Genomic DNA, 26,781 nt, shown 5'->3' with positions numbered 1-26,781 from the left:
GCATGCCTCCGTACGCACTTCCCGGGACCGAGGTGGGGCCCTTGCGTGCCCGCGTGCTCGGTGTCTGCGCGCTCCTGGTCGCGCTGGCGAGCGTGCTGGCTTGGCAGGTGTGGCCGGAATCTCTTGCCGCCGAGCAGATCCGGGTGACGTTGCGAACCGAGCGGGTCGGTGCGGGCATCGCCCCCGGCACCGATGTCCGTCTCGACGGGGTGCGGGTCGGGACGGTCGAGGCCATCGCACCGGCCGGGCGGGGGCGCGAACAGCTCACCCTCGTGCTCGACCGGCCGCAGCTGTTCGGGCTCACCGACACCGTCGATGTCGAGTTCGCGCCGGGCAATCTGTTCGGCATCAGCGCGCTGAATCTCGTGGCGCGGCCCGGTGGCACCGAGCTCGGGAACGCGTCCTCGGTCGACCTCGACGACGGCCGCGTCCGCGACGCCACGCTGGCGGCGCTGCTGCGCTCCACCGGCGGACTCGTCGAGCAGGTACTCACCCCGAAACTGGCCGCGCTGCTGCACACCATCGCCGGTGACCTGCGTGCCTTCACCCCGCTGCTGGAAGCCCTCGGCGCCACCCTGCGCGCCTACGCCGACACCCGCGAACTGCCGCCGTCGGAGCTGGCGAGTTCCTTCGGTTCGGTGCTGGCCGGTATGCCGCCGATGCTGACCGGCGCCGTCGACGTGCTCGAGGCCGCCTACACCAACGAGTACCTGCGCTCACCGGCGAACATCGCGCGGTTCGGGCAGTTCTGGGGCGATATGCAATACCAGCTCCTGCCCGCCGTCACCGCGCTGATGACCACCGCGCGAACACATTTCGGCGACATGATGCCGATGGCCACGCTGCTGCTCGACGAGGTGTCCGCGACCATGGGTTTACCGGGACGATCGGCGGATCAGCTCGCCACGCTGCTCGAACGCCTGGGCGCCGCGTTCCGTGACACCCCCGACGGCCCCGCGCTCCGGGTCTCGGTCGAACTCGACACCGTGCCGGGTCTGGCCGGGCCGCTGGCCGCGCTGCTGCCGAGCGGAGGGCGCTGATGAGGACTCGCGGGCTCGCCGTGCGGGTGGCGATCGCACTGACGCTCACCGCCGTCGCGCTGGCCGGGATCTTCCGGTTGATCGAGCGACCGGTGCGCGGCGACACCGAGTCCTTCATCGCGCTGTTCACCGATGCCAACGGGTTGCGCACGGGCGACGACGTGCGGTTGCACGGTGTCGCGGTCGGCAAGGTGTCGGGGATCGAGCTCGACGGCGCACTGGCCCGCGTCCGGTTCACCGTGCTGCGCGCGCACCCGGTCGACACGGCCGCCACCATCGCCGTTCGGTACCAGAACCTCACCGGCTTCCGGTATCTGGAGATCGTCGCACCGCCGCGGCCGAGCACACCGCGCGCGCCCGAGCAAGTGTTCGGAACCGCCGAAACCGTTCCTTCGTTCGACATCACCACACTGTTCAAGGGTTTGCAGCCGGTCCTCGCGCAGCTGTCCACCGAGGAGATCAACCGGTTCACCACCAGCCTGCTCGCCGTGATCCAGGGGGACGGCGCCGGTCTGGGTCCCGCTCTCGACGCGGTCGACACCCTGAGCCGCTACGCCTCCGACCGGCAGGTCGTGCTGTCGACGCTGGTGCGGAATCTGGCCGTGATCGCGGAGCGCCTCGGCGGTAAGTCGGCGCAGGCGGTGCGGATGCTGACCAACCTCACCGGCTTGTTCACCGCCATCGCCGACAAGCTGCCCGGCCTGGTCGATTTCTCCGTTGCCATTCCCCCGGTGCTGCAACCGATCCGGTCGATGCTGACCGTCGCGGGCATCACCGGTGACGAGGGCAGCGATCTGGACCTGGTGTTGCGCAACGCGTTTCCCGATCCGCAGGTGGCGGCCGAGGTCTTCGCCGGACTGCCGGGGCTCATCCAGACCATGGCGGCCACCGTGCCCGCGAACGGGCGGGCGGGCACGTGCACTCATGGGGTCGCGGCGGCGCCGGAGCCGTTGCGGGTGCTGTTCGACGGACAGGGGGTGACGCTGTGCCGCACCCGATGACACGACTGCGCGCCTTGCTCGGCCGGCGCACGGACGGGCGTGCCGGTGACCTGCGCTGGGGGCTGGCCGGGCTGTGCGGTGCCGTGCTGCTCATGATCGCGCTTGGTGTGGTCGCGGTGGTCGGGACGGATGCCGAGCGGGTGTACCACGCCGAACTGGCCGATGCGGGTGCGCTGCGCGAAGGCGACGATGTACGGATCGCGGGGATCGGTGTCGGCCGGGTACGGACGCTTGACCTGCTGGCGGATCGGGTACGGATGACGTTCACCGTGCGCGAGGACGTGGCCGTCGGCGATCAGACGATCCTGGAGATCCGCATGCTGACGGTGGTGGGCGGCTACTACGTCGCCCTGCGACCGGCGGGCACGGCTGCGCTGGGTTCGGCCGTGATCCCCCGGGAGAGGGTGATCCTGCCCTACAACCTCACCGAGGTCTTCCAGGACGCGGTACGACCCGTGCGCGAGATCGACGGCTCGGTGCTGCGACAGAACCTGGCCGCCCTGTCCACCTCGTTCGACAACAGTCCCGACGCTTTCCGGTCGGCGCTGCGCGCCGCCGGTGACTTCGTCGCGGTGCTGAACACCCAGAACGCCGACATCTCCCGCGCGCTCGCCTTCGCCGACGAGTACCTGACCGCGCTGAACGGCAGTTCGCAGGTGCTCGCCCAACTGGTGCGCAACCTGCACACCCTGGAAACGCTGGTGCAGACCAACAAGGCCATCGTGAGCCAGGCTCTGGGCGACCTGTCCGATGTGCTGCGCAAGGCGTCCCCGCTCGGCCGGGCCTGGGACCGCGACCTGCGAGCCCGCGCGCAACCGCTCGCCGACGCCGTCGCGGGCCTGGAAAACCTCGGCACGCACCTGGGTTCGCTCTTCGAAGCACTGGTGGCACTGGAACAGCGATTGACGCCGCTGCTCGCCGGTGGCGACGGGGTGAGCATCGACCACTCCACGGTGACGATCGTGCCGGACCGTATCTGTGTGCCGGTTCCGGGAGGTGGGTGCTGATGGTGACACGCCTGCTCGGTTCGCGCGGGTTCATGTCAACGGCGGTGGTGCTTGTCGTCGTCCTCGCGGGCGCGGTGGCACTACAGCTGTCACGGCCCGCGCCGCCGGTGCGCACCTATTGCGCGGACATGCCCGACAGCATCGGGCTCTACCGGGGCAGCTCCGTCACCGTGCTCGGCATCCCGGTCGGTGAGGTCACCGGCATCGAGCCACACGGCGCCTCGGCTCGGGTGCGGTTCACCGTGCGCGCCGATCGCCGGCTGCCCACGGATGTGGGCGCGGTGACCGTGAGCGACACCCTGGTGGCCGATCGCCATCTCGCTCTCGTCGGCGACGAACCGGCTGCCGGTGGCTGGGAGCCGGGCACGTGCATCACCAGAACACTGACTCCGCTGAGTCTTTCGGAGACGTTCGACGCGCTCGCCGGGCTGGCCGACGAACTGAATGCCGCCGACGATCCCGCGCAGCGCACGGCCCTCGGCTCGGGCTTGTCGGCGCTCGACCGGGCGACCGCGGGCACCGGCGACGACATCAACGCGGTCCTGCACCAGCTCGGCCGGGCGCTGGCCGCCCCCGATGCCGCGATCGGGCACCTCGGCAGTCTCATCGACGCCCTCACCGAGCTGGTACGGCACGCCCGCAACGGGTGGGACACCGTGCGGGCGATGACGATCGAGCTACCACGGACGTTCGACGACATCGTCACCATCGCCTTCCCACCGATCATCGACATCGTGACCTATCTGATCCAGGTCCTGCCCCAGCTCAACGACGTGATGATGATGATCGGCACCCCGGCGGTCCGTGCGCTCGACAAGATCGCCGACCTGCCCGCACTGCTGACGGCGGGATTCGGCTCGGTTGCCGAAGTCATCGAGCTCACCCCCGCCCTCGCCGCCGGCTTCGCCGCGAGTATCGATCCGGACAGTGGGCGCCCCACCATCGGGTACGCGCCTCCGAAACTGGCTGTGCCCCAAGTCGACTCACCACACGTGTGTGCGGCAATCCAGGCGGTGACCGGGCAACCGTGTGCTCTCGCGCCGGACGGAACGCTCACTCTGCCCGCGCTTCCGGCCCTGCTCGCGGCGGTGAGTGGGCGATGAGGTCGACGACGTGCCGGTTGCGGAACCAGCTTCCCCTCGGGAGGCGCGGTCGGCTACGACACCTGTTCCTGATCGTCGTAGCGGCCTGCACCCTGCTCGGATGCGGAACGGTTCTGCCGGGCGCCGGCGAACCCACCTATCGGCTGCGCATCGAATTCGCCAGTGTCCTCAACCTGCCGCAGGGCGCGAAGGTGATCGCCGACGGTGTCCGGGTGGGCAAGCTCTCGTCGGTCGCCCTCAGCGAAAACGGCCATGCCACAGCGGACGTCGAGATCGACGACACGGTTCGGCTGCCGGTGGGCACCACGGCCGAGCTGCGCCAGAACACCCCACTGGGCGACGTGCACATCGCGCTCACCGAACCGAGCGAATCCACCACCGGCACGCTGGGACCTGGCGCGACGATCCCGCTGGCCGACACCGCCCGCGCCCCGGCCATCGAGGACATTCTCGCCACGCTGTCGGTGTTCATCGGCACCGGCGCGGTCACCGATCTGCAGGACATCGTCACCACGATGAACGGGGTGCTGCCCGCCGATCCGGGCGACACCGCCCGCCTGTCCGAAACCCTCGGCACGGACCTGTCGGACCTGGCCGATCACCTCGACTCGGTCGACGCGATCCTCGACGGTCTCGGTGCCACCCTCGAGGACGGGGTTCTCGACAACGCCCCCGTGCTGGCCGAGCTGCTCACGCCCTACGGCGTCACCCAGACCACCGATGCGATCAACGCCCAGATCGGTGTCATCTTCGTCCTCACCGCGCTCGGCCCGGTCGCGCCGAGCGCCGCCTGGCTCGGGCCGCTGCTCGGTTCGCTCGACGCCACGACCGCCGCGGTGGTGCCGATGCTGTTCGGCAGCAGACCGTTCGATACCTCGTCGCCGTCGAACCTGAAGACGCTCGTCGACCTGATCCATACCAAGGTGCTGCCGTTCGCCCAGCGCGGGCCGAAGGTCGACGTGGTCGAGATCGGGGTCACGGGGGCGAAGAGTACCGACGAGCAGACCGAGCGAATCGTCGACCTGCTGCGGATGATCGGAGCCGTCCGATGAATACCCGTGCCGCGCTGTCGCTCTCGGCCATCGCGGCCGTGCTGGTTCTCGGCGTCGCGTACATGACGTTCGGGGTACTGAATATCGACCCGCGTCGCGACTACCTGGCCGTCGAGCTGGAACTGAGCACCTCGGGTGGGCTCGGTCCCGGCGCGCCGGTGCTGCTCAACGGGATCGCGGTGGGCCGGGCCGAGTCGGTACGCAAGCAGGCGAGCGGGGTACTCGTCGCCTTGCGGATCGACGAGCGGTACCCGATTCCGGTGTCGAGCCGGATCCGCGTGGAACAGCTCTCGGCACTCGGCGAGCCCTACATCGGTTTCGACCCGGTCGACGACGCGGGGCCGTATCTCACCGACGGGCAGCGCATTCCGGCGCACCGCGTGCCCGCGCCGATGACCATCACCACCCTGTCCACCCGGCTGATCGACCTGCTCGATCAGATCCGCCCCGAGGTGATGGCAGGCCTGGTCGACACCTTCGACCGTGCCCTTGCCGACACCGAGGCGACCATGCAGACCCTGCGCCGCTCCACCACATTGCTGGCCGCGACATTGCTCAGCCGCACCGACCGGCTGCGTCAGCTGTTCGCCGACCTGCAATTCCTCGGCGCCGACATCGACTGGATGGGGCCGTCGCTGAGCACAGCGGGCCCGCTGTTCGGCGAGTTCGGCATCACCCTCAGCGCCATCGTGCAGTCCGGGTCGGCGCTGGTCGAGAGCCGCCCGGTCGCCGACTATTTCTCCGGGGGCGGGGTGCTGGTGTTCGTGCGCGAACTCGACGCGCTGCTCGCGAAGATCGGGCCGAGCGCCGCGGCCTTGGGCCCGATGCTGCAACCGGTGGTGCGCGACGCCGTGGCCACCGCACCCGATCTCGATCTCGGCGCCCTGCTCGACCAGGCCCTGCACGGCCTCGGCGACGACACGGTGCATCTGCGCATCGGCATCAAATAGGCACGAAAGGACCGGCACCCCATGACCGTTGACCTCGAGACCCGCCCCCACACGCCTGCCCCCGACGGACCCCAGCCACGCACCCTCTCGATCCGGCTGTCGAGCGTGCTCACCGGGTGCGCCGTCGCGGCGCTCGTGGTGGTGACGGCCACCTTCGGAATCCTGTATCTGTCGGCGCGCACCACCATCGCCGACCACGATCGGCGCGCCGCCGAGGATCGCCGGGTCGAACAGGTCGCCCTCGACTACGCGCTCGGGGCGTCGACCATAGACTACCGGGACGCCAAGGCGTGGCTGGCCCGGCTGAAAACCGGTACCACCCCGCAGCTTTCGGGCAAGTTCGACGCGACAGCGCCGCAACTCGAGCAGATCCTGCTGCCGCTGCAGTGGACCTCGACGGCGACACCCTTGTCGGCCGGCGTCGTGTCCGAGTCGGGCGGGGTGTACAAGGTGAACGCCTATCTCACCGTCAACTCCACCAGCGTGCAGAATCCCACCGGCACCCTCACCACCGTGGCCTATTCGCTCACGGTCGACCGCAACGCGGACTGGCGGATCGCCGATGTCGGTGGGCTGCAGAACGCCCTGCCGCTGAAGTGACCTATCTCGCCCGCACCGACATCGGCAGCGTGGCGAAGCCGCGCACGCTCACCGAGTGCACCCGTTCGGCAGCGGCGGTGTCGATCTCGTAGCCGCGGATGGAGGCGGCGATCTGCCCGAGGCCGATGTCGGCCTCCATCCGCGCCAGGTGCGCACCGAGGCAGAAGTGCACGCCGAGACCGAAACTCAGCAGGGTCTGGGAGCTGTCGCGGCCGATGCGGTACTCGGCGGCGTCGTCGAAGACGTCCTCGTCGCGGTTGGCCGAACCGAGCAGCAACAGCACCCGCTCCCCCGCCGCGATGGTGTGCTCACCGAATTCGACATCCGTGAGGACACGGCGCACCAGGATCTGGGTCGAATTGTCGTAGCGCAGTGTCTCTTCGGTCCAGTCCGGCACGAGCGAGGGGTCGGCCAAGGGTTTGGCGACCTCGTCGGGGAACCGCGAACCCCAGTACATGGCGTTGCCGAGCAGCTTGGTCGTCGTCTCGTTGCCCGCGACGACCATCAGGATCAGGAAGCCGATGATCTCGGCGTCGGACAGGCGGGTGGTGCCCGCGTCGCCGTCGGTGACCTCGGCGTCCATCAGCACCGACACCAGATCCTCACCGGGGTTCTTGCGGCGCCCTTCGAGCAGGTCGCGGTAGTAACCGGTGAGTTCGAGATAGGCCATGATCGCGCCCTGCGGCACGTCGAGCACGCCTTCCTCCCGGTGCAGCAGCAGATCCGACTGGGTACGCAGATGGGCGCGGTCCGACTCGGGGACGCCGAGCATCTCCGAGACCACGTCCATCGGCAGCAGCCCGGCGAAGTCACGGATGTAGTCGAACTCGCCCAGTTGCAGGCACCGATCCCAGTGGCTACGGGTGAGTTCGGCGATCCGTTCGCTCAGGTCCGCGAGCCTGCGCGGGGTGAAACCCTTGGACACCAGTTTGCGGATACGCGCGTGCTTGGGGTCGTCCATCGCCAGGAACGACATGGACCGGTGCGCTTCCGGCCCGTAGGCGGTGGGGTCGAGCGAGACACCCCAGCTGTTGGACAGGCGGGCGCTGTCGCGCAGGGCGGCCCGCACATCGCGGTGCCGCGACAACGCCCAGAAGTCCATCGACGCGTTGCGGTACACCGGCGCCTCCGCCCGCAGCCGGGCGTAGGTGGGGTACGGGTCCTCGTGGAAGGCGTAGTCGTACGGGTCGAACGGGATCGAGGTCTCCATGTCAACGGTCACTGCGCACTCCACTCGAATCTACGACGGTCAACGGCAACGGGATTCCGCGATCGGCGAAGGTGAAGGCGGCCCCGGTGCTGATCCTGGTCAGCGCCACCTCCACCGCCTCGGCGGCCGGTTCCTCGGCACGCACGACCTCGACGACGAGTTCGGTGTCGGTCGCCTTCGAGGTGTGGCAGGTGTAGTGCGGGTCGACACCACGCACCAGCGCGTCGAGCGGCGCGAGATGGTCCGGGTCGAGCAGGGCGGGCCACACACCGTCGGTGATCGCACCGCACCCGCGCTCGAGCACGAGACGCACTTCGGCACCGGACTTTTCGACTCTCGCGCCCACGTACTGCCGCGGATTGAGCGCCGGATGCAGGTCGAGCACGCGCGCCAGCGACTCCGGGTCACCACCCAGACCCAAGGCCGATCTGATCCGCTCCGCGGCCACCCCCGCCACACCGGCGAACTGCTTGCGGCCGATCTCCGCCGCCCGCTCCGCGTCGACCCGTTCGCGGATCGCGATGAGGAAACCGGCGACCAGCAGGTGCTGTTGCAGCGCGACCTCCTCGGCGATGCGGATCAGCGCCGACCGGGAGAAATCACCGAACCGCAGATCGCTCAGCAACGGGCCACGGTAGTCGGCGGTGCCGTCGTCGGCCGGGTCGATCGGTGACAACGCCACCGTCGCCGCGACGGACCCGGCCACCAGCCCCGCATTGCGCGGAATCGGCGGCGGTTCGTTGGCCGGGTCGATACTCACCCGCCACGCGCATACCGGCTTGCGGTCCGCGGGCGCACGCGGCGGGCGATGGATCGGGCGGACCTGGGCGTGCGGATTGGTGGCCAGGGCGGTCGCGTCGAAGGTCGGATCCTCGATGTCGTGACACATGGCCCGCACGAACTGGTCGCCGAGCGGTTCCACATCGGCCAGCGCACCACAGTGGTCGAGCCAGAACTCGCCGTGATCGTGATCCTCGACGCGGAAGCGGAAGTCGAGAAACTGTGGCGGGGCGCCGATATCGAGCTGCAGGCCTTTGAAGATCGTCTCGACACCGTCACCGGCGAAGCCGAGCGCGGCCTGCATCCGCCGGGTGTAGACGGGACTGGCGACCTGCCACTCGTCGATGGCGACCTCGGTCATGCCCTCGCGACCGAACGCGCCGATCGTGTGCGGCATGCCCGACCGGTCGATCAGGTGACCGCACAGCAGCAGTTCCGGGACGAGCGTGGCCAGTTGCGCGCGCGACAGCCCGGCGTAGGACTGTCGCGAATTCGGCGTCACCACAGCGGAACCGGCGCTTTCCCGATCGGGTACCACCCCGGCAGCGGCTGCTCGGTCGTCGCCTTCTTGATGCGGGTGAGCATGCCGGGGGTCATCGCCTTGTTCGTCATCATCTCCATGAACAAGGCGCCGACATTGCCGTAGTCGAAGAAGTCGCGCTGCCAGGACCATTGGAAGTCGCCGCCGTAACGGAACCAGCTGCCACCGATGCCCTGCACCTGATAGTTGCTGCCGTCGGGACGGGTCGCGCTCGAGGTCTGCTTCCAGAAACCGACGACGTCACCGGTCTTCTCGTCGATCACCACATGCTGATACGGGTAGGTCCAGCCCTCGAGGCCGTCCATCTCCTGGCCGACCGCGATCTCGCGGATCTGCTCGCGACCCACCGCCATGAACTCGTGGTTCGGTCCGTAGTTCCAGCCGTAGGTGGCGTCCTCGGTGTACATGTCGGCCAGCGGCCGCCAGTCGCCTTCGGCCTCACAGCGCTTGTTCGCATCCAGCCAGCGCTGGACCATCTCTTCCAGTTCGCCGCGCGAAAAACCGGTCATGTCATTCTCCTTCGTCGTCGGCCGCGCTGTCGTCGACGATCGACAGCGCCCGCGTGGGGCAGTAGGTCACCGCGTCGGCGACGGCCGCGTGCTGGGCGCTCGACGGCCGTTCGACGAGGATTTCGACCTTCCCGCGTTTGGGCACCGTGAACACCTCCGGCGCTTCCTCCTGGCACGCGGCGTGCCCCTGACACAGATCCAGATCAACGACGATGCGTCTGCTCATCTCGTCGCCCGCCTTCCCCTGTCGCCCAGGTGTTCTCAGCTTCGAGACACCGAGCTGGACACCTGTCTGGACAGTATCATCGACGCGCGCGGACAGCAATGGCCCATCGGTGGGCGCGGAGCGTGTGGGAGGTGGAGTTACGACTCGTCGGTCGCGGTGCCCGGCGAGTAGGGCGAACCGAAACCGGAGTTCCACGCGAAATCACCGCTGTCGGCGGTGGTCACCCGGAGCGCGGCGGCGGCCAGCGGCGTGTTGTCACCGGTGAGCCGGGTGATGGCGCGCTCGAGGGCGGGCACGATATCGGCGATATCGAGGTCGCCGTGCGTGAACCGGGCGAGCAGGGCGAAGACCATGTTCGACAGGACGAGCGCGAGATCGGCGGCGTAGTCCTTGTCGAGGGTGGCGAACATCGGGGCGACCACGGGCAGGATGGCGGCGAAGCCCTGGTTGTCGAGGCGCTGGCCGCCGGGACCCGACCTGGCGTGATGGTAGGCGGCCAGCATCCGTGGATGACGCTCCCACGGCTCGAAGACGTAGCGGATCACCCGGATGAGCACCTCGGCCAGCGACTCACCCGGGCGCGGCGGCTCGAGTTCGGTGTAGGTGTTGGTGGCCATCCACTGCGCGACGGCGGCGAGGACCAGCTCGTCGCGAGTGGCGTAGAGCTTGTAGACGGTGCTCAGCGACGCGTGGGCGAGCCTGGCCACGGTGCGCAACTGCACCGCCTCGTACCCTTCGGTCTCGAGCAGCGTGAGGGTCACCTCGGTGATCCTGCGCGCCGGATCGCCTTCGCCCCTTCGTGCCACCCGGACAGGGTAGTGCACGGAACTCAGATGCGAGTCCCGATGTCTTCGTCGACCACGGTGTCCATGGCCCGTTCGGCCACGGCGGCGATGGTCATGGACGGATTACACGCGGCGGCGCTGCCCGGCAGCAGCGCGCCGTCGAGTACGTAGAGCCCCGGCTGGTCGTGTACGCGGCCGTTCAGGTCGCACACCGCGCCCATATTGGCACCGCCGAGCGGGTGCCAAGTGGAGGGGAACAGGGTGTTGGTGTCGAGCAGCGTGGCGCCGGTGCCCGCGATGCGCGCGACCGTCGGTCCGATGTGATTGTCCTGGATGGTCCGGTCGCCGTCGGCGGGCCAGCGCAGCACGGCCTCGTCGCGTGCGGCGTCGTAGGTGAAGGCACCACGGCTGTCGCTCACGCCGTAGCCGACGAGCATCGTGCTGCCCGCATCGAAGGACACGGGCGGGATGGACGCCTGGATCACCGTGTGCGCGGTGTGCGGGTCGTGCCAGTTCTTGCTGCCGTAGACCACCGGACCACCCTGTGCCGAACCGAAATTCGCGGCCGGATCGCGCCAGACGTAGATGCGGTCGGCATTGGTTCCCCAGCCTCGGCCGAGGTCGTCGGGCAGGTCGGGGATCAGCCCCTTGGCGCCGGCACGGACCAGCAGGCGGGTGGTGTTGAGGCTGCCGGCCGCCATGATGAGCGCGCCGGTGGTGAGGATCTTGTGCTCGACGACGGCGCCGGCGGTGTCGAGCCGTTGCACGTGCACGACCCAGCGGCCGTCGGCCGCGCGCTCGACGTCGGTGACCTCGTGCAGGGTCTTCACCCGGCAGTTGCCGGTGGCCTCGGCGGCGGCGATATAGGTGACGTCGACGGAATGCTTGCCGCCGTTGTTGACCCCCATCGCACCGTCGCCGTTGGTGTAGGAGGCCTTCATCTCCCCGCGCAGTTCGGCGAGGGCGAAGTTCCAGTCGATGGGCATCGGGATCTTCGACAGCGGCAGCCCGGCCCGGCGCACCCGTTCGGCGAAAATTCTCGCGACACGGTAGTTCTCGGTGTTCACCAACTCGTCGGGCGCCTCGGCGAGGCCGAGCATCGCCGCCACCCTCGGGTAGTGGACCCGGTTCATCCGCGCCCAGTCCAGTTCCTGCGGGAAGTGCGCCTCGAACACATCCTGCGCGGGCTGCAGCGACATGCCCTGGTAGACCAGCGAACCGCCACCGACACCGGCGGCGCACAGGGCGGTCATGTTCTCACCGGTCACTGCCTCGATTAACCCGGCATAGGGCTCGACGAGCAGGGGGCGCCCGAACAGGTTCGGGCTCGACCGGCACCACAGCATCCGCTTGTCCGGCGCGGACGCGCGCGGGAAGGTTTCGGCGTTCGGGCCGGTCGGCCAGCGCAGCCCGCGTTCGAGCACGGTGACCGGCACGCCCGCCCGCGCCAGCCGCAGAGCGCTGACGCCGCCACCGAATCCGGAGCCGATGACGATGACCCGATGGTCCTCACGAGTCAGGGGAATGGTGCCGGTGCGCGCCGGAATCGGCGCGGCGAGGCCCGGGCGGGCGCCGAGCAGCATGCCGCCCAGCGCCGCCCCGGCCGCGAGCATGCTGCGGCGGGAGAACGTATTCACGGGGATTTCCTCGCAAGAAGTCAGTCGAAGGTGCAGCCGGTGACCGGCTTGTCCGCGAGGCGATCGAGCAGATAGGTGATCGCGTTGTCGGGACCGAAACCGTCGATCATCTCGGGACCGAAATGGTTCGGGATGGTGGTCCCGGGCAGGATCGGCGGCAGCTCGTTGGTGCGGAAGGTGACCGTTGCGCCCTTGGCGCACCAGGTCTCGGCGAGCGCGCGGGCCTGGCCGTAGGGGACGGTGTCGTCGTTGAGCCCGCTGGTGATGAGCACCGGCGTGGCCGGGGTCATCGAGCCGACCCGCAGCTCTTCCAGAGCCGCTGCGGCTTCGGGCATTTCGGCCAGGTGTTCGGTCAGCGTGCGACCGTCCTTGGTCAGCGTCGTGGTCTTCAGGAACGGGTGTCGGGTGATGAGGTCGGCGATGCACGAGTCGCTCAGGGTGGCGAGCATGTCGCGGCCAGACGGGCTGATGACCCGGTCGACGGCCGCGTTCAGCTCGGGGTAGCGGGCGACCATGCCGTTCACGGCGAAGCCGATGGCACCGCTGATCAAGGCGCCGTCGATCTTGGCGAGGATCGCGGACAGGTCGGCGACGGGGCCACCCGCCCAGGTGCCCTTCACCGTGAGTTCCGGTGCGTAGTCCGGCGCCATCTCCGCGGCGGCCGCGGTCGAACCGCCGCCCTGCGAGTAGCCCCACAGCACCACCGGTGTCTCCGGGCCGACCCCCGCCAGGCGATGTGCCGCTCGTGCGCCGTCGAGCACCGCGTGGGCGCTCTCGATGCGATTGGCGTAGGTGTGGATGCCCGGGGTGCCGAGTCCGATGTAGTCGGTGACGAGCACGCGGGCGCCGAGCCGGCTCCACACCGCCGAGGACGGCAGTTCCTGGTTCGCCGACAGGCCGAGCGCGGGATCGGTGTGCACGCTCAGGCCGGTGGAGAACGCCTGCGACATGGCGCACCGGTCGGCCTGGCCCGAGGTGCCGGGTGCGATGACGACGGTCGGGCGCGGGCCGGCACCGAGCCAGGGGCCGGTCGGTTCGAGGTAGGTACCCGACACCGCGACGGGCGACCCGTCCTGCAGGCGTGAGGTGTACATGACGTGCTGGGCGGCGCCCGGCCAGCCCTTGTCGGTGGGCGGGGTGGCGAGCAGGGTCATCGGGGCGGTCTTGACGATGGCGCCGGGTTCCTGCGGGATCTGCGCGGGCGGGGTGTAGAACGAGCCAACCGGCTCGGCCGACGAGGCATCGGTCTGCGCGACCATGACGGTGGCCGCCATCGCGCAGGCAACGGCTGCTCCCAGGACGACGCGGCCTGTCTTCGGCCGTCGTCGCCCGATAACCTGCTGATCCATCGAGAACCTTTCCTTCCACCGCCCGGCGACGTCGCCGGAGTGATTCACGCCGCAGATGAAAGGAACCATGAGGCCCATCACACCTGCGCCGCGGGGAAGAGTAACACTGTTACTACTCCAGCGGAAGGTGTGGTTACCGACGAGTTCAGAAGCGGGCGATCACCAGCGCGACGCAGCCGATCAGCGGCGGGACCAACTGGATCAGGGCCGGGCGTGCCTTGCTCGGCGAAGACGCGAGCAGGACGACACCCGCCGCGACCATCGACCCGGCTCCCGCGAGCACGAGCGCGAGCCCGATGCCCTTGTCGCCGAAGGCGGTGAACCCCATCCCAATGGCCGCGACGACGGCCAGGAAGAGGTTGTAGAAGCCCTGATTGAAGGCCATCTCCGTGGTGGACTCGGCCTCGGCGGCCGTCATCCCGAAGGTCCGCCGGGTGCTCGGAGCCGTCCATTGCAGCGACTCCATCACGAAGATGTAGGCGTGCAGAAGCACCGCCACCCCGGTGAAGATCAAACCGATCGCGGTCATCGTCGCACCTCTCGCCGCCGTCCGGACCTACCGGGCTTCCGAGGTGATTATTCACCGCCAGCAGCCCCTGATCCCGCGCCGACTCGCGGCGGGACACGAGAAACAGACCATACAAACGAGCAGCACTATGTATGGTTGGTGAGTGACCACACCGCCGCGACCGCGTCAGCTCGATCACCCCGTGCTGCCCAAGATCTTCCGGATCGTCGGCCGCGCGCAGGTGGCGATCTACCGGCGCACCGGTGGGCGCATCGGCGGCACCTGGCGCATCGGCGCGGGCTTCCGCAAGCCGGTGCCCACCCTGTTGCTCGAGCATCGCGGCCGTAAGTCGGGCAAGCAGTTCACTGTTCCACTGCTCTACCTGGTCGACGGCGCCGATATCGTGGTCGTCGCCTCCCAGGGCGGGTTGGCGAATCATCCGCAGTGGTACCGGAACCTGTGCGTACACCCGGACACGCACGTGCAGATCGGGCGTGAGCGCCGGGCCGTGCGGGCGGTGGTCGCCGACGACGAGCAGCGGGCTCGGCTGTGGCCGGCACTGGTCGACCTGTACGCCGATTTCGACACCTATCAGGCGTGGACCGAACGCCGGATACCGGTGGTGATCCTGACGCCTCGGCCCGCCTGAGAACTACCTGCCCAGCGCGACCGACATCGCTTGGGCCCCTGCGGTTATCGCCTCGACATACACCATTCGCTCGGCGCGGCCGACGGCCGGGCGCAACGGGCCGAGCTGCAGTTCGTAGGGTGCGGCGCCGCCGGCGAACACCGGGGCCGACAGGTAGCTCACGGGCAGCGGATCGTCGCCGGTGAATTCGGTGTCGCGATACGGGCGGGCGGTAAGACGAGCGAGCTGGCGCAGGACGCGGGCGCGCAGGTCGGGTTGCAGGAGTTCCGCGCCGAGGGCGCCGAGCAGGTCGGCGAGCACGTCGACAACGCCCGCGTCGTCGGAGTCGGGACGGAAGAGCGCGCACCCGTTGGCCCGCACGAATTCCAGCAGTGCCGCGGCCTCGCCGGGAGCGGTCTTCGACCACGCGGCACGCTCGGCCTCCGCGCGCCACGGCATCACGGCCGCGCCCGCGGGATAGGCCAGCGGAATCGATTGACCCACAGTGAGTCCCGGCACCACACGGGCATCCGGTGCGTACTCCTTCGCGACGACGGTCAGGGTGGCGCGTTCGATCCTGCTCAGCGTCACCCCGCAGCCCGCCGCGACCGCGAGCGTCCGCAGTTCCGCCCGCACGGCCGCCTCGGGCAGTTCGGATTCCGCCGGAGACAGAGCCGCCAGGGCTGGACCGGGGCGGAAGCGGCGTTCCCCGTCCCGGCGCACCCATCCGGCCGCGGCGAGTTCGGTGAGGACGGCGGTGACCGTGGCGCGCGCCAGTGACAGTGCCGTCGCGACCTCCGAGGCCGTGAGCGGCTTGCCCGCGCTCGCGAGCAACTCCATCACCTCGACGACCCGCCGGGTCGGCGGCGATGCCGACTGCACCATGACAACCTCTTGTCCGCGGGGTCGCCCCGCCCTACACTGCTTCGACTATTCGCCACACTTTAGTCGAATATTCGACGCCTGAGGGGCTTTCATGATTCTCGATCACTTCCGGCTCGACGACCGCGTCGCCGTCGTCACCGGGGCAGGACGCGGACTCGGGGCCGCGATCGCCGTCGGATTCGCCGAGGCGGGCGCCGATGTGGTGATCGCCGCGCGGACCGAGTCGGATCTGCGTGCGGTCGCCGAGCAGGTGGCGGCCGCCGGCCGACGAGCGGAGGTCGTGGTCGCAGACCTCGCCGACCCGGCGGCCGCCGCCGCGCTCGCCGAGGTGGCGGTCGAGCGGTTCGGGCGCCTCGACATCGCCGTCAACAATGTCGGTGGGGCGCTGCCGAAACCGTTGCTGGACACCACTCCCGAGGACCTGGCCGAGGCCTTCACCTTCAATGTCGGCACCGCGCACGCTCTGGTGCGGGCCGCGGTGCCGAAGATGCTCGCCACGGCCGAGGGTGGTTCGATCATCAACATCACCTCGACCATGGGCCGGTTACCCGGGCGCGCGTTCGCCGCGTACGCGACGGCCAAGGCCGCGCTTGCCCACTACACGCGTACCGCCGCGGCCGATCTGAGCCCGCGGGTGCGGGTCAACGCCATCGCACCCGGTTCGATCCTCACCTCGGCGCTGGCGGTCGTCGCGGGCAACGAGCAGATGCGCGGCCAGATGGAACAGGCGACGCCACTGCGGCGCCTCGGTGAGCCCACCGATATCGCGGCGGCGGCGGTATATCTCGCCTCGCCCGCCGGGTCGTTTCTCACCGGCAAGGTGCTCGAGGTCGACGGCGGCCTGATCGCACCCAATCTGACGATTCCGCTTCCTGATCTGTGAGGACCACATCATGACTGTTCGCGTAATCCACTGGGGTACAGGCAATGTCGGAAGGCACGCGTTGGCGGGTGTGCTCACGGACCCGCGGTTCGAGCTGATCGGGGTCCATGTTTCCGGCCCCGACAAGGTCGGTCTCGACGCGGCCGAATTGGCAGGACTCGCCACCCCGTCCGGCGTGCCGGCCACCACCGGCATCGAGGAGGTGCTGGCGCGTCGTCCCGACTGTGTCGTATACACCGCGATGACCGACAACCGGCTACCCGAGGCGCTCGAAGACCTGCGCAGGCTGCTCGCCGCGGGCATCGATGTGGTGGCCAGCGCACCGGTGTTCCTGCAGTACCCGTGGGGTGTGCTTCCGGCGGAGCTCCTCGATCCCATCGAAGAGGCTGCGGCACAGGGTGATTCGTCGCTGTTCGTCAACGGGATCGACCCCGGGTTCGCCAATGATCTGCTCCCCCTCGCCCTGCTCGGCACCTGCCGGTACGTCGAGCAGGTGCGCTGCCTCGAGATCGTCGACTACTCGACCTACGACAATCCGGCGGTCATGTTCGACATCATGGGGTTCGGCAAGCCGATGACCGAGACGCCGCTGCTGTTGCAGCCGGGGGTGCTGTCGCTGGCCTGGGGCAGCGTCGTGCGTCAGCTCGCGGCCGGGCTCGGCATCGAACTCGACGCCGTCACCCAGGAGTACCAGCGGTTGCCCGCCCCGGAGACCTTCGACATCGACTCCGGCACCATCGAGGCGGGTACGGCGGCGGCACTGCGATTCGAAGTGCGCGGCATGGTGGGTGCTCGCGCCGTCACGGTGCTCGAGCACGTCACCCGGTTGCGCGCCGATCTCGCGCCCGACTGGCCTCAGCCCGCCCGGGCCGGCGGTTCCTATCGGGTGGAGGTCACCGGCGAGCCGAACTACACCCTCGATCTGGCCATGTTCAGCGACCACGGCGACCACAACCACGCCAGCCTCGTCGGCACCGCGATGCGCCTGGTCAACGCCATCCCCGCCGTCGTCGCCGCACCGGCGGGCATCCGCACCACGCTCGACCTTCCGCTGGTGACGGGAAGCGGGCTGGCGGATACATCGCGGATCCCGGCCACGAAACAACGGTGACCCAGGTCCCGGTCAGGGCGCTTTCAACGGATCGTGGCCGAGGCTCATGAGCCGGTGCCGGAACTGTGCCTCACCGGCGACGGGTTCCAGATCGGCTCGGCGCGAGGCGTTGATCTCGTCGACCACCTGCCGCATGACCGCCACATCGTCGGCGGTCACGTCGGTGCGGCGTTTACCGAGGATCGCCAGCACGTGCCTGCCGATCTCGGGTCCGGACAGATCCGGCTCCCGTTCCGCGTCAGTGCCCGCCGCCGCGGTGCGCAACCAGTCGCTCAGCTCGCGTGAGGACATGTTCACCACGCGATGGAATTCGTCCCAGAGTTCGTCGTCGACCTGTGTCTCGGCCATGCGTCACACCTCCGTCAGCTGTCCCGGTTCTCCCCCAGTTCCTCCACGATCGGGTTCGGCGGTACCTCGCGGTCCCGCTCGGCGACACCGGGGTGCGCGTGATCGCGGCTCTGTGCCATGCGCTGTGCCTCGGTTCGTCCGTCGTCGAGGGTCACCGACTGCAGGACCTCGGTCATGTTGGCGTAGGCCACCGGCGGGATGGCGCGCAGGGCGCGCACCGTGTCCTCGTCGGCTTTCGCGTCGGTCGCGCACCGCACCAGGTCGTCCTTGTTCGCCGGGAAATCCACCTCCGACAACGCTCGCTCGACCCGCTGCACATCGGTAGTCACCATCACGGAACCTTTCCGGGCGCCGAAGCGACCTGCGTCAGTTTCCTCGAACGGCTGCCGAAATACCCGGGCGGACCGGCCTCAAACAGGGCGGTCCTCAGGCGGCGGGGATGACTTCCGGACGGGCGGGCTCCACCGCGACGGACTTGCGGTCCGCGCGCCTGCCGGTGACGAGGAACAGCACAACCAGCGCCACCGCCAACCACACATAGGTATCGCCGATGAGGTGCTGATCCCAGGTCCACGACGTTTCCCGGTGTTCGCCGTCGGGCAGGAAACTGTGTGGCGCGATGACGAAGACGGCGGCGACCACGACAGCCGTGGCATACCAGCCGCGCGCGCTCGCGGCGGGCAGGGTGCGGGCGTGGCAGACGACGGCGAGCAGCGCGGGCGCGATCCACACCCAATGGTGCGACCACGAGATCGGCGACAGCAGCAGGGTGAAGACGGCGTTGAGAGCAAGGGCGATCGCGGGAGCGTCGGCGGCTTTGCGCATGGCGACCACGACGAGGGCGAGCAGCAAAGCGCCGAAGAACAACCACAAAGCGTCGAACGGCAGGCCCGTGACGTGCAGGCGGGCCAGTACCGCCTGAATCGACTGGTTCGTGTGGAAGGCCGAACCGCTCAGTCCCGAGACGTTGCCGAGGCCGCCGAACCAGTAGCGCACGGACTCCGTCGGCAGGATCGCGAACGAGGCGACCGTGGCGATCGCGCCGGTCGCGGCCGCGGTGGCGGCGGCCTTGTAGTCCTTGCGGACGAGGAAGAACAGCACGAACGCGGCGGGCGTGAGCTTGACGGCGGCGGCCAGGCCGATGAGCATGCCGCGCGGGTAGCGGGTCTTGGGCAGCAGGCAGTCGGTGGCGACCAGGACCATGAGCAGCAGGTTCACCTGCCCGAAGTCGATGGTGGCCCGCACCGGTTCGAGCAGCATCGCGACCGGTAGCGCACACGCGGTGACCAGGAGGGCGACCTGCTTGCGCTCGGGGTTGTAGCGGCGGGCGACCAGGTACAGGGTCCAGGCCAGCGCGGCGACCGACACCGCGACGTAGAGGGTTTTGGCCGCACCCCACGGCAGCAACGCGAACGGCGCGAGCGCGATCGCCGCGAACGGCGGATAGATGAACGGCAGTCCGATCCCGACACTGGTCTTGGGGAGCTGGCCGTACATGTCGGCACCGTCGCGCATGGCCTCGATCCCGAGGCGGTACACCTGCAGGTCGATGAAGGCGCCGGAGTACGGTTCGAACGGCCACAGCGGGGTGCGCATGCACACCACCGCGACGACACCGAGCACCATCGGCACCAGCCACCAGGCTCGATTGATCGGGCGTGGGGTCGGTTGCGCGGGGTGGGTGGTGTCACTACTCATCCGCGGCGACTATACCGACCGAGCGCCCGACTCGGGGCACCGACCTTCGGCGGCAGTGACGCGCACGACACCCCGTTCAGCCTTGGTTGTAGCGGACGAGCAGGCGGGCAAGGGTGCGGACATCCTGGTCGGACCAGTCGGCGAACCGGGCGGTGAAGGCGGCTCGGCGGATGCGTTCGGCCTTGCGTGCGGCAGCGCGACCCTCGGGGGTGGCGCGCAGGATGTGGTTGCGCCGGTTGGCGGGGTCGATTTCGCGTTCGAGGTAGCCGAGCTGCTCGAGCGCGCCGACCTGTCTGCTGACGGTCGACTTGTCGAGCAGGAACTGTGCGGCCACGTCGGCGGCCTGGCAGCCGTCGCGTTCGAGGACCAGGTCGAGGATGCTGTAGGCGACCAGGCTCAATTCCGGGTGCAGTTCGGCGGCGCGGCCGCGGGCGCGGCGGGAGAAGGCGGTCAGCTCCCGCTGAATGACGTCGACGGCGTCGTCCCTTGCCTCTGACTCAGTCATGGTTGTAGGATACAACAATCATAGTTGCATTTACCAACCTTCTTGGAGACTTTCCTCGATGACCGTCACCCAGCTGCGGCACCTCGCCGGCCACCTGCTCACCCCCCTGCTGATGTGTCTCGGCATGGCCCTGGCCTATCTCGGCGCCTTCCACCAGCCCACGCCGAACCATCTGGCGCTGGCCGTCGTCGGTGATTCCCCGCAGGCGATGGTGCTCGCCCAGACGATGCAGAACCGGGGTGGGTCGGGTGTCGACGTCATCACCGTGCCCACCCGCGAGGCCGCGACGGACCTGCTGCGCGAGCGCGACCTCGTCGGCGCCTACGTGCCCGATGCCGCGCGCCCCGAACTGCTCGTGGCCACCGCCGGTTCGGACACGAGTGCGATGGCCGCCGAGGTGGCGTTCCGGTCGGTCGCCGACCATCAGGGCGTGCCGCTGGTGGTCACCGACGTGACGAGCAAGGCCGAGGGCGATCCGACCGGGCAGGGGCTGTTCTTCCTGCTGGTGGCGTTGAGTGTCGGCTCCTACGGCAGTGTCGCGGTGATCGGCGCCGCGGGCGCGATGCTGCGGATGCGGGTGCGCGCGGCGATCGGCGTGCTGACGGCCCTGGTGGTGAGCCTGATCGGTGTCGTGGTGGCGGGCCCGGTGTTCGGGGTGATCGACAGCGACTTCGCGAGCGTGTGCGGCATCGCCTGGCTGTATTCCGCGGGCATCATCCTGATCGGTATCGGCCTGCACACCTTCCTGAAGCGCTGGACCACGCTAGCCCTGATCACCCTGTTCGTGATGCTCAACTTCACCACCTCCGGCGGTGTCTACCGGCCGGAACTGCAGAACGGGTTCTTCGGTGCGCTGCATTCGTTCTGGAACGGCGCCGATTTCGTCGAAGGTCTGCGCAGCCTGCTGTACTTCGACGGTGGCGCCGGTTTCAGCGCACGCCTCGGCGGGTTGTTCGTGTGGCTGGCGGTCGGCGTGCTGCTCGTCACTGTCGCGGGGAAGTACGAGGCGCGGCATGCCCCCGAGCCGGTCAGCGAGCGCGCGGTCGAGGAGGAGATAGGCGAATCGGTCGCCGCCTGAATCGAGTGACGTGCGCCCCAACTACTTCCGCAGTGTCCCATTCGGGCGCGCGGCGGTGTCTCGGGAGGCATCGGCACCGGCTCGATCACCGTGCAGTCGCTGTGGAAGCGCGGGACGAGCCCGCTCGACATGGCGATCTCCGGTGGCACCGGCGACTACCGCGAGGCGCGGGGCAGCGTCCGGTTCCGGGACATCGCCACGCCGAACGAGCGTGCGCGGGCCGAGATCATCCGGTGAGTCGCGCAGCGGTGGGTGCCGGACCGGCGAGGCGCAGGCGGATCACGCGGAGGTGAGATGACCGATTCCGTGTCATGAATCAGCCCGCGTTCGGGGTGGGACGCGGGTACGGTGTAGCGCGCGACCGATGCAGGGGGTACTACGTCGGAAAGGGTGGGCTGCACCGATGAATCGTCCTGGCGCACAGCGCCCCGGTGACGTGCCGCTCGAGCACCGCTACACCGGGGCCGATCCCATCGACTGGTGCGGTGCCGACGTGTACCCGATGTACACCGAGGCACTACCCACCGGGACGACCGCGCTACGACTGCGCGCGCTGTCGGTGATGCCGCCCGCCGACGTGTCCGGATTGGGTCTGGGGCTCACCGTCACAGACGGCCACGTGAATCTGGGCGGGCGAACCCTGGGCGGCGTGGACATCTGGTCCGACGCGCTCGCGGCGGGCATCGACATCACCGTCACCGCCGAGGCGCCCGAGGCTCTGTTCACCCTCACGCCCGTCTGGGTGGCGGGTGCCGGCCCCCAGCAGTCGTGGACCGGCAACTACGGCATGGTCGTCGACCTGCTGCCGAACGGTGCGTCGACGCTGTGGTGCAGCACCGGCCCGGGTACCCCGGACTTCAACGAACTCGTCGTCGAACTCACCCGGGCAGACGCGGACCCCGCGCCGACCGATCAGCTGCCGCGTGTGGGCGCCCAGCCACTCGTGCGGGCCGAGCCGCCCCTGTACGCCAAGCCGACCGCGCGTGTCCAGCCGGTCGTCGCCGCCGAACCGACCGCGCAGCCATACGCGGAGCAGAATGTCGGACGCGCACTGCACGACCTGGGCTCGGCCATGTTCGCACGGGGAGAACACGACTCGGCTCGCGTGCTCTGGGCCCAAGCCGCCGAGGCCGGAAACAGCGCCGCCGCCTACGACCTGGGCCTGCTCGCCCTGCACGTCGGCGATATCGGCGCCGCCCGCACCTGGTGGCAGGCCGCGGCCCACGAGGATCCCCGGGCCGCGGCCTGCCTGGCCGAACTGCCTCAGCGCACCTGATCCACCAGGTGCCGCTCGGCGGACAACGACCGCACAGGCGTGAAATCACGTGCGGCGATGTGCTCCGGCCTGCGCTGCGGTGCCGCGAACGGCTCGACCAGGGCGTTCTCGACACTGTTGAACACCAGGAAGATGTTCGACCTGGCATACGGCGTGATGTTGTTCGACGACCCGTGCATCAGGTTGGAATCGAACAGCAGCGCCGAGCCGGCCTTGCCGGTGAACTGGGTGATGCCGTAGCGCGCGGCGAGGAAGGTGATGTCGTCGTTGGTCGGGATGCCGATGCGCTGTTCGCGCAACGACTCCCGGTAATGACCCTCCGGCGTCTCACCCAGGCACGGCACGAACGTGCGATGCGAGCCCGGCATCACCATCAGCGACCCGTTGAACGGGTAGTTGTCGGTCAACGCGATCGACAGACTCACCGCGCGCGGGGTCGGCATCCCGTCCTCGGCGTGCCAGGTCTCGAAATCGGAGTGCCAGCCGAAGCCGCTACCACCGAAACCCGGCATGTAGTTCACCCGGCTCTGATGCAGATACACCGGCGAACCGAGGATCTGCTCGGCGAGCCCGACGATGCGCGACTCGGCGAGCAGTTGCGCGATCGGCTTGCTCAGCCGGTGCACCTGGAACACCGAACGAACCTGTCCGGCAACGGGTTCCACGATCACTCGCTCGTCGCCGTAGAGCACCGGGTCGGCCGCCAGATGCCCTATCTCGGCCCCGAAGGCCGCCACCTCGTCCGCACTGAGCAGGTCCGGGATCGTCGCGAAACCGTTCGCGTCGAACTCGGCCAGCTCGGGTGTAGTCACCTGCCCCCACACCGTCGGATCGGTGCGCTCGATGTGTGCGGCGGGCTCGGACAACCGCGTGGGGTAGCGGTCGGACCGATCAGACACTGGCATCCTCCTCGATAATCAGCGGATACACCCCGTTCTCGTCGTGTACCTCGCGGCCGGTGACCGGCGGATTGAACACACACAACATCCGCAGCGTGGTGCGGGCGGTGACCTGATGACGTTCGTGGCCGTCGAGCAGGTACATCGAGCCGGGACCGAGCGGGTACACCGTCTGGTCCTCGAGGTCGAGCAGTTCACCCTCACCCTCGACCAGCCAGACCGCCTCCACATGGTTCTGGTAGTGGAACCGGTGCACGGTGCCTGCCTCGATCGTGGTCTCGTGGAACGAGAATCCGACCTTGTCGCCCGCGAGCACGATACGTTTGCTTCGCCACCCGGGACCGGCCACATCGCGGTCGGTTCCGGTGATCTCGGCGGTGGTGCGCACGATCATGCGGCACCACCACAGACGGTGTCGATACTGTCCGACAGCACCGACAGACCGCGGTCGAGCTCGTCGCTGCGCAGCGTCAACGGCGGTAGCAGTTTCACGACCTCGTCCATCGAGCCCGACGTCTCCACCAGCAGACCCTGCTCGAACGCGGTACGGCAGACCTTGCCCGCCTGCGACGGGTCGTCGAACACGATGCCGTGCACCATGCCGCGACCGCGGGTGGTGACGCCCTCGTGCCGCTCGGCCACCGCCGAGAGCGTGCGGCCGATGTACTCGCCGTTGGCGGCGGTGAGCCGGGCCAGCTTGTCGTCGGACCAGTACTCGCGCAGCGCGGCGGTCGCAGTGACGAAGGCGGGGTTGTTGCCGCGGAAGGTGCCGTTGTGCTCACCGGGAGCCCACTGGTCGTGCTCGGGCTTGAGCAGCACCAACGCCATCGGCAGGCCGTAGCCACCGATCGACTTGGACAGGGTGACGATATCGGGGGTGATGCCCGCGATCTCGAAGGAGAAGAACGGGCCGGTGCGGCCGCAACCCATCTGCACGTCGTCGACGATGAGCAGGATGTCGCGGGCGGCGCACAGGCCGGCCAGGTGGCGCAGCCACTCGGCGCGGGCCAGGTTCACACCGCCCTCACCCTGCACGGTCTCCACGATCACCGCGGCGGGGCGGTCGAAACCCGAGGAGCTGTCGTCGAGCACCCGCTGCATCCAGCCGAAGTCCTCGATGGTGTTGTCGAAGTAGCCGTCGTAGGGCATGGGGGTGGCGTGCTCGAGCGGCACACCGGCGCCCGCCCGCTTGGCCGCGTTGCCGGTGACCGACAGCGCGCCGAGCGTCATGCCATGGAAGGCGTTGGTGAAGCTCAGGATCGTCTTGCGGCCGGTGACCTTGCGGGCCAGCTTCAGCGCCGCCTCGACCGCGTTGGCACCCGTGGGGCCGGGGAACTGCACCTTGTAGTCGAGCCCGCGCGGGGTGAGCAGGGTTTCGCGGATGGTCTCGAGCAGTTCACGCTTGGCCACGGTCGACATGTCCAGACCGTGGGTGATGCCGTTGCTGCCGATGTATTCCAGCAGCGCCTTCTTGAGCACCGGGTTGTTGTGGCCGTAGTTCAGCGCGCCTGCGCCCGCGAAGAAGTCGAGATAGTCGCGGCCCTGCTCATCGCGGATCCAGGCACCTTCGGCGGTGGTGAAGACGGCGGGCCAGTCGCGGCAGTAGCCACGCACATTCGATTCCATCGCTTCGAAAATGCTGGTGTCGGTGGTCGTGATCATGATCATGCCTCCTGGCGCTGAGCGGGCGAAATAATGTAGAGGTGCTCGGCTTCGTGGGAATCTGGAAAATGATGTGCTTCGAATAGTTCCTCGGTACGCAGTTGCGCGCCGCGTTCGCGGGCCACCGCGGAGAACAACGCCTGGGAAGCGGAATTATCGGGGGAGATCGTCGTTTCCAGGGTGTTGATCCCGGCGGGTGCCACGGAATCGAGCAGAGCGTGCAGGAGTTTCGCGGCCAGACCCCGGCCGCGGAATTCGGCGTCGACGGCGATCTGCCAGACGAAAAGCGTGTCCGGCTCATCGGGACGAACATACCCGATCACGAATCCCACTGCCTGCCCGCCACATTCGACGACCATGGAGGTCGCCTCGAAATCCCGGCACCACAGCAGATAGGCGTAGCTCGTATTCACGTCGAGTACGCGGGAATCGCGCGCGATGCGCCACAATTGGGCACCGTCACCCAATCTCGGGTGTCTGAGAATTATTTCCGAACCTCGAGCCGTCGCGGTATCGGTCGGCTCCATGGACATAGTCGGACTCGGCATACATTCCACCTTGACTAAGAGACTTTACGGTCTTTGTGTCGAGCTCTTTGCGGTTGTATGACGAATCGTTTACTGCGGCTGGATATCCAGCCGGTAACCCAGCCCGCGCACGGTCACCACGATGCGCGGATCCGAGGCGTCACGCTCGATCTTGGTGCGCAACCGGCGCACGTGGACGTCGACGATGCGTTCGTCACCGAAAAAGCCTTGATCCCAGACCCTTTCGAGCAGCACCGCGCGGCTGAGCACGCGGCCGGGGGTCTCGGCGAGTTCGCACAGCAACCGGAACTCGGTGACCGTGAGGTGCAGTTCCTCGCTGCCACGGCGCACCGCGCCCGCGTCGGCCGCGAGGACAAGGGGACGCACCGGGTCGTCGTCGAGGACCACTTCGGGAGTGGCATCGCGTTCGGCGGTGATCCTGGCGCGGCGGCGCAGGGCGCGCATCCGGGCGGTGATCTCCTTGATCTCGAACGGCTTGCTGACGAAGTCGTCGGCACCGGCTTCCAGGGCCGCGACCACGTCGTGGGTGTCGTACCTGGTGCTGATCACGATGATCGGCACGTCGTGGTCGCGGCGGATCTCACGGATGCAGTCGAAGCCGTCGGTGGCCCCGCGCATCAGGTCCACGATCATCAGATCGGGCGGTCCGTCGTTGCGCAGCCGGTCGAGGGCGTCCTCGGGGACACCCGCCTCGGCCACGGCGTAGCCCTCGTCTTCCATCGCGCGGCGCAGATCGCCCCGCATCTGCACATCGTCGTCGACGATCATCAAGTTGGCGGTCATCCTCGCACCTCGCTGCCGCCCGGCGCGACCGTGACCGCCGATGCGGCTGTGTTCTGCCAATGCTCGCTCATGTGCACTTCCTTTGCTGACACGCTCGTGCGTGCGGCCGGTACACCTGGGGAATTCGCGTCCCCAGTCCGACACGACATCCCGCTTTCGAGCTTGTTACCAATCCGTTA

The 26,781-nt window shown here is 68.7% G+C and carries 31 protein-coding genes; 13 read left to right on the top strand and 18 right to left on the bottom strand.

Annotated features, from left to right (window positions below):
* Window positions 1-2: 2 nt before the first annotated feature.
* Genes NI2_RS06650 through NI2_RS06620 form a run of 7 tightly spaced genes read left to right on the top strand, consistent with a single transcriptional unit; the run spans window position 3 to window position 6,753 of the window.
* On the top strand, window positions 3-1,040 hold the full coding sequence (locus tag NI2_RS06650) for an MlaD family protein (protein WP_157104651.1): 1,038 nt from the start codon (window positions 3-5) through the stop codon (window positions 1,038-1,040).
* Window positions 1,040-2,041 (top strand): MlaD family protein, encoded by a 1,002-nt coding sequence (locus NI2_RS06645; protein ID WP_067487491.1) that lies wholly within the window; start codon window positions 1,040-1,042, stop codon window positions 2,039-2,041. Before NI2_RS06650 ends, NI2_RS06645 begins: the two co-directional genes overlap by 1 nt.
* Window positions 2,038-3,048, top strand: coding sequence for an MlaD family protein (locus NI2_RS06640; protein WP_067487832.1), 1,011 nt, complete (start codon window positions 2,038-2,040; stop codon window positions 3,046-3,048). Before NI2_RS06645 ends, NI2_RS06640 begins: the two co-directional genes overlap by 4 nt.
* Window positions 3,048-4,151: an MlaD family protein gene (locus NI2_RS06635; RefSeq protein ID WP_067487829.1), complete on the top strand. Its 1,104-nt coding sequence runs from the start codon at window positions 3,048-3,050 to the stop codon at window positions 4,149-4,151. The genes NI2_RS06640 and NI2_RS06635 overlap by 1 nt, the downstream gene beginning before the upstream one ends.
* Window positions 4,148-5,203, top strand: a complete 1,056-nt coding sequence (locus NI2_RS06630; RefSeq protein ID WP_084476031.1) for an MlaD family protein — start codon at window positions 4,148-4,150, stop codon at window positions 5,201-5,203. The genes NI2_RS06635 and NI2_RS06630 overlap by 4 nt, the downstream gene beginning before the upstream one ends.
* Window positions 5,200-6,153, top strand: a complete 954-nt coding sequence (locus tag NI2_RS06625; RefSeq protein WP_067487490.1) for an MlaD family protein — start codon at window positions 5,200-5,202, stop codon at window positions 6,151-6,153. Before NI2_RS06630 ends, NI2_RS06625 begins: the two co-directional genes overlap by 4 nt.
* Before the next feature lie 21 nt (window positions 6,154-6,174).
* Complete coding sequence (locus tag NI2_RS06620; RefSeq protein WP_067487489.1) at window positions 6,175-6,753, top strand: hypothetical protein; 579 nt, start codon at window positions 6,175-6,177, stop codon at window positions 6,751-6,753.
* A gap of 1 nt (window position 6,754) precedes the next feature.
* Here the strand turns inward: NI2_RS06620 and NI2_RS06615 are convergent, their stop codons facing one another.
* The 8 genes from NI2_RS06615 to NI2_RS06580 all read right to left on the bottom strand — a co-directional run bounded on the left by NI2_RS06615 (window position 6,755) and on the right by NI2_RS06580 (window position 14,319).
* Window positions 6,755-7,963, bottom strand: coding sequence for a cytochrome P450 (locus NI2_RS06615; protein WP_067487486.1), 1,209 nt, complete (start codon window positions 7,961-7,963; stop codon window positions 6,755-6,757).
* A 1-nt stretch (window position 7,964) separates the two neighbouring features.
* Complete coding sequence (locus tag NI2_RS06610) at window positions 7,965-9,248, bottom strand: hypothetical protein (protein WP_067487483.1); 1,284 nt, start codon at window positions 9,246-9,248, stop codon at window positions 7,965-7,967.
* The gene (locus NI2_RS06605) at window positions 9,242-9,793 is read right to left on the bottom strand and encodes a nuclear transport factor 2 family protein (protein WP_067487481.1); all 552 of its coding nucleotides are present in this window, start codon (window positions 9,791-9,793) and stop codon (window positions 9,242-9,244) included. The genes NI2_RS06610 and NI2_RS06605 overlap by 7 nt, the downstream gene beginning before the upstream one ends.
* A 1-nt stretch (window position 9,794) precedes the next feature.
* A complete protein-coding gene (locus NI2_RS06600; protein WP_067487825.1) occupies window positions 9,795-10,019 on the bottom strand; it encodes a ferredoxin in 225 nt (74 codons plus the stop codon).
* 137 nt (window positions 10,020-10,156) lie between these two features.
* Window positions 10,157-10,825, bottom strand: coding sequence for a TetR family transcriptional regulator (locus tag NI2_RS06595; protein ID WP_084476074.1), 669 nt, complete (start codon window positions 10,823-10,825; stop codon window positions 10,157-10,159).
* 23 nt (window positions 10,826-10,848) lie between these two features.
* Complete coding sequence (locus tag NI2_RS06590) at window positions 10,849-12,441, bottom strand: GMC oxidoreductase (protein ID WP_067487479.1); 1,593 nt, start codon at window positions 12,439-12,441, stop codon at window positions 10,849-10,851.
* 20 nt (window positions 12,442-12,461) lie between these two features.
* A complete protein-coding gene (locus tag NI2_RS06585; protein ID WP_067487822.1) occupies window positions 12,462-13,790 on the bottom strand; it encodes a lipase family protein in 1,329 nt (442 codons plus the stop codon).
* Between the two features lie 145 nt (window positions 13,791-13,935).
* Window positions 13,936-14,319, bottom strand: a complete 384-nt coding sequence (locus NI2_RS06580; protein ID WP_067487476.1) for a DUF1304 domain-containing protein — start codon at window positions 14,317-14,319, stop codon at window positions 13,936-13,938.
* A 142-nt stretch (window positions 14,320-14,461) separates the two neighbouring features.
* Between NI2_RS06580 and NI2_RS06575 the strand changes: the two genes are divergently transcribed.
* On the top strand, window positions 14,462-14,947 hold the full coding sequence (locus tag NI2_RS06575) for a nitroreductase family deazaflavin-dependent oxidoreductase (protein ID WP_067487474.1): 486 nt from the start codon (window positions 14,462-14,464) through the stop codon (window positions 14,945-14,947).
* Between the two features lie 3 nt (window positions 14,948-14,950).
* Here the strand turns inward: NI2_RS06575 and NI2_RS06570 are convergent, their stop codons facing one another.
* Entirely contained in the window at window positions 14,951-15,808 is an 858-nt protein-coding gene (locus tag NI2_RS06570) for a helix-turn-helix domain-containing protein (RefSeq protein WP_371851942.1), read from the bottom strand.
* Window positions 15,809-15,902: 94 nt separating this feature from the next.
* On the opposite strand from NI2_RS06570, the gene NI2_RS06565 reads away from it, so the two are divergent.
* Both NI2_RS06565 and NI2_RS06560 read left to right on the top strand, forming a co-directional pair.
* The gene (locus NI2_RS06565) at window positions 15,903-16,694 is read left to right on the top strand and encodes an SDR family oxidoreductase (protein WP_067487470.1); all 792 of its coding nucleotides are present in this window, start codon (window positions 15,903-15,905) and stop codon (window positions 16,692-16,694) included.
* A 10-nt stretch (window positions 16,695-16,704) separates the two neighbouring features.
* Window positions 16,705-17,805 (top strand): NAD(P)H-dependent amine dehydrogenase family protein, encoded by a 1,101-nt coding sequence (locus NI2_RS06560; RefSeq protein WP_067487469.1) that lies wholly within the window; start codon window positions 16,705-16,707, stop codon window positions 17,803-17,805.
* Between the two features lie 12 nt (window positions 17,806-17,817).
* On the opposite strand, the gene NI2_RS06555 is transcribed toward NI2_RS06560, so the two are convergent.
* The 4 genes from NI2_RS06555 to NI2_RS06540 form a co-directional block, all read right to left on the bottom strand.
* Window positions 17,818-18,153, bottom strand: coding sequence for a DUF3140 domain-containing protein (locus NI2_RS06555; RefSeq protein WP_067487467.1), 336 nt, complete (start codon window positions 18,151-18,153; stop codon window positions 17,818-17,820).
* 14 nt (window positions 18,154-18,167) lie between these two features.
* Window positions 18,168-18,485, bottom strand: coding sequence for a DUF2795 domain-containing protein (locus tag NI2_RS06550; protein ID WP_084456260.1), 318 nt, complete (start codon window positions 18,483-18,485; stop codon window positions 18,168-18,170).
* A gap of 94 nt (window positions 18,486-18,579) precedes the next feature.
* Window positions 18,580-19,851: a glycosyltransferase 87 family protein gene (locus NI2_RS06545; RefSeq protein ID WP_243750064.1), complete on the bottom strand. Its 1,272-nt coding sequence runs from the start codon at window positions 19,849-19,851 to the stop codon at window positions 18,580-18,582.
* Between the two features lie 76 nt (window positions 19,852-19,927).
* Entirely contained in the window at window positions 19,928-20,356 is a 429-nt protein-coding gene (locus tag NI2_RS06540; protein WP_067487465.1) for a MarR family winged helix-turn-helix transcriptional regulator, read from the bottom strand.
* Window positions 20,357-20,414: 58 nt separating this feature from the next.
* Between NI2_RS06540 and NI2_RS06535 the strand changes: the two genes are divergently transcribed.
* From NI2_RS06535 to NI2_RS06530, 3 genes are all read left to right on the top strand, one after another.
* Window positions 20,415-21,434 carry an ABC-2 transporter permease gene (locus NI2_RS06535; RefSeq protein ID WP_067487463.1) on the top strand — a complete coding sequence of 340 codons (1,020 nt, stop codon included), beginning with the start codon at window positions 20,415-20,417 and terminating at the stop codon, window positions 21,432-21,434.
* Window positions 21,435-21,524: 90 nt separating this feature from the next.
* A complete protein-coding gene (locus NI2_RS35635) occupies window positions 21,525-21,671 on the top strand; it encodes an allene oxide cyclase barrel-like domain-containing protein (protein ID WP_167355142.1) in 147 nt (48 codons plus the stop codon).
* 166 nt (window positions 21,672-21,837) lie between these two features.
* Complete coding sequence (locus NI2_RS06530; RefSeq protein ID WP_133734178.1) at window positions 21,838-22,710, top strand: tetratricopeptide repeat protein; 873 nt, start codon at window positions 21,838-21,840, stop codon at window positions 22,708-22,710.
* Here NI2_RS06530 and thpD read toward each other — a convergent pair.
* From thpD to NI2_RS06505, 5 genes are all read right to left on the bottom strand, one after another.
* Window positions 22,698-23,615 carry an ectoine hydroxylase gene (gene thpD, locus NI2_RS06525; RefSeq protein WP_067487460.1) on the bottom strand — a complete coding sequence of 306 codons (918 nt, stop codon included), beginning with the start codon at window positions 23,613-23,615 and terminating at the stop codon, window positions 22,698-22,700. The genes NI2_RS06530 and thpD overlap by 13 nt on opposite strands.
* A complete protein-coding gene (locus tag NI2_RS06520; RefSeq protein WP_067487457.1) occupies window positions 23,602-24,003 on the bottom strand; it encodes an ectoine synthase in 402 nt (133 codons plus the stop codon). Before NI2_RS06520 ends, thpD begins: the two co-directional genes overlap by 14 nt.
* On the bottom strand, window positions 24,000-25,268 hold the full coding sequence (gene ectB / locus NI2_RS06515) for a diaminobutyrate--2-oxoglutarate transaminase (protein WP_067487816.1): 1,269 nt from the start codon (window positions 25,266-25,268) through the stop codon (window positions 24,000-24,002). The genes NI2_RS06520 and ectB overlap by 4 nt, the downstream gene beginning before the upstream one ends.
* Window positions 25,269-25,273: 5 nt before the next feature.
* Window positions 25,274-25,798 carry a diaminobutyrate acetyltransferase gene (ectA, locus tag NI2_RS06510; protein ID WP_067487455.1) on the bottom strand — a complete coding sequence of 175 codons (525 nt, stop codon included), beginning with the start codon at window positions 25,796-25,798 and terminating at the stop codon, window positions 25,274-25,276.
* A gap of 90 nt (window positions 25,799-25,888) precedes the next feature.
* The gene (locus NI2_RS06505; RefSeq protein WP_067487451.1) at window positions 25,889-26,602 is read right to left on the bottom strand and encodes a response regulator transcription factor; all 714 of its coding nucleotides are present in this window, start codon (window positions 26,600-26,602) and stop codon (window positions 25,889-25,891) included.
* Between the last annotated feature and the right edge of the window lie 179 nt (window positions 26,603-26,781).

It is taken from the genome of Nocardia ignorata NBRC 108230 (assembly GCF_001612905.1).
Lineage (GTDB): Bacteria > Actinomycetota > Actinomycetes > Mycobacteriales > Mycobacteriaceae > Nocardia > Nocardia ignorata.
This window is presented reverse-complemented; position numbering and strand designations above follow the sequence as displayed.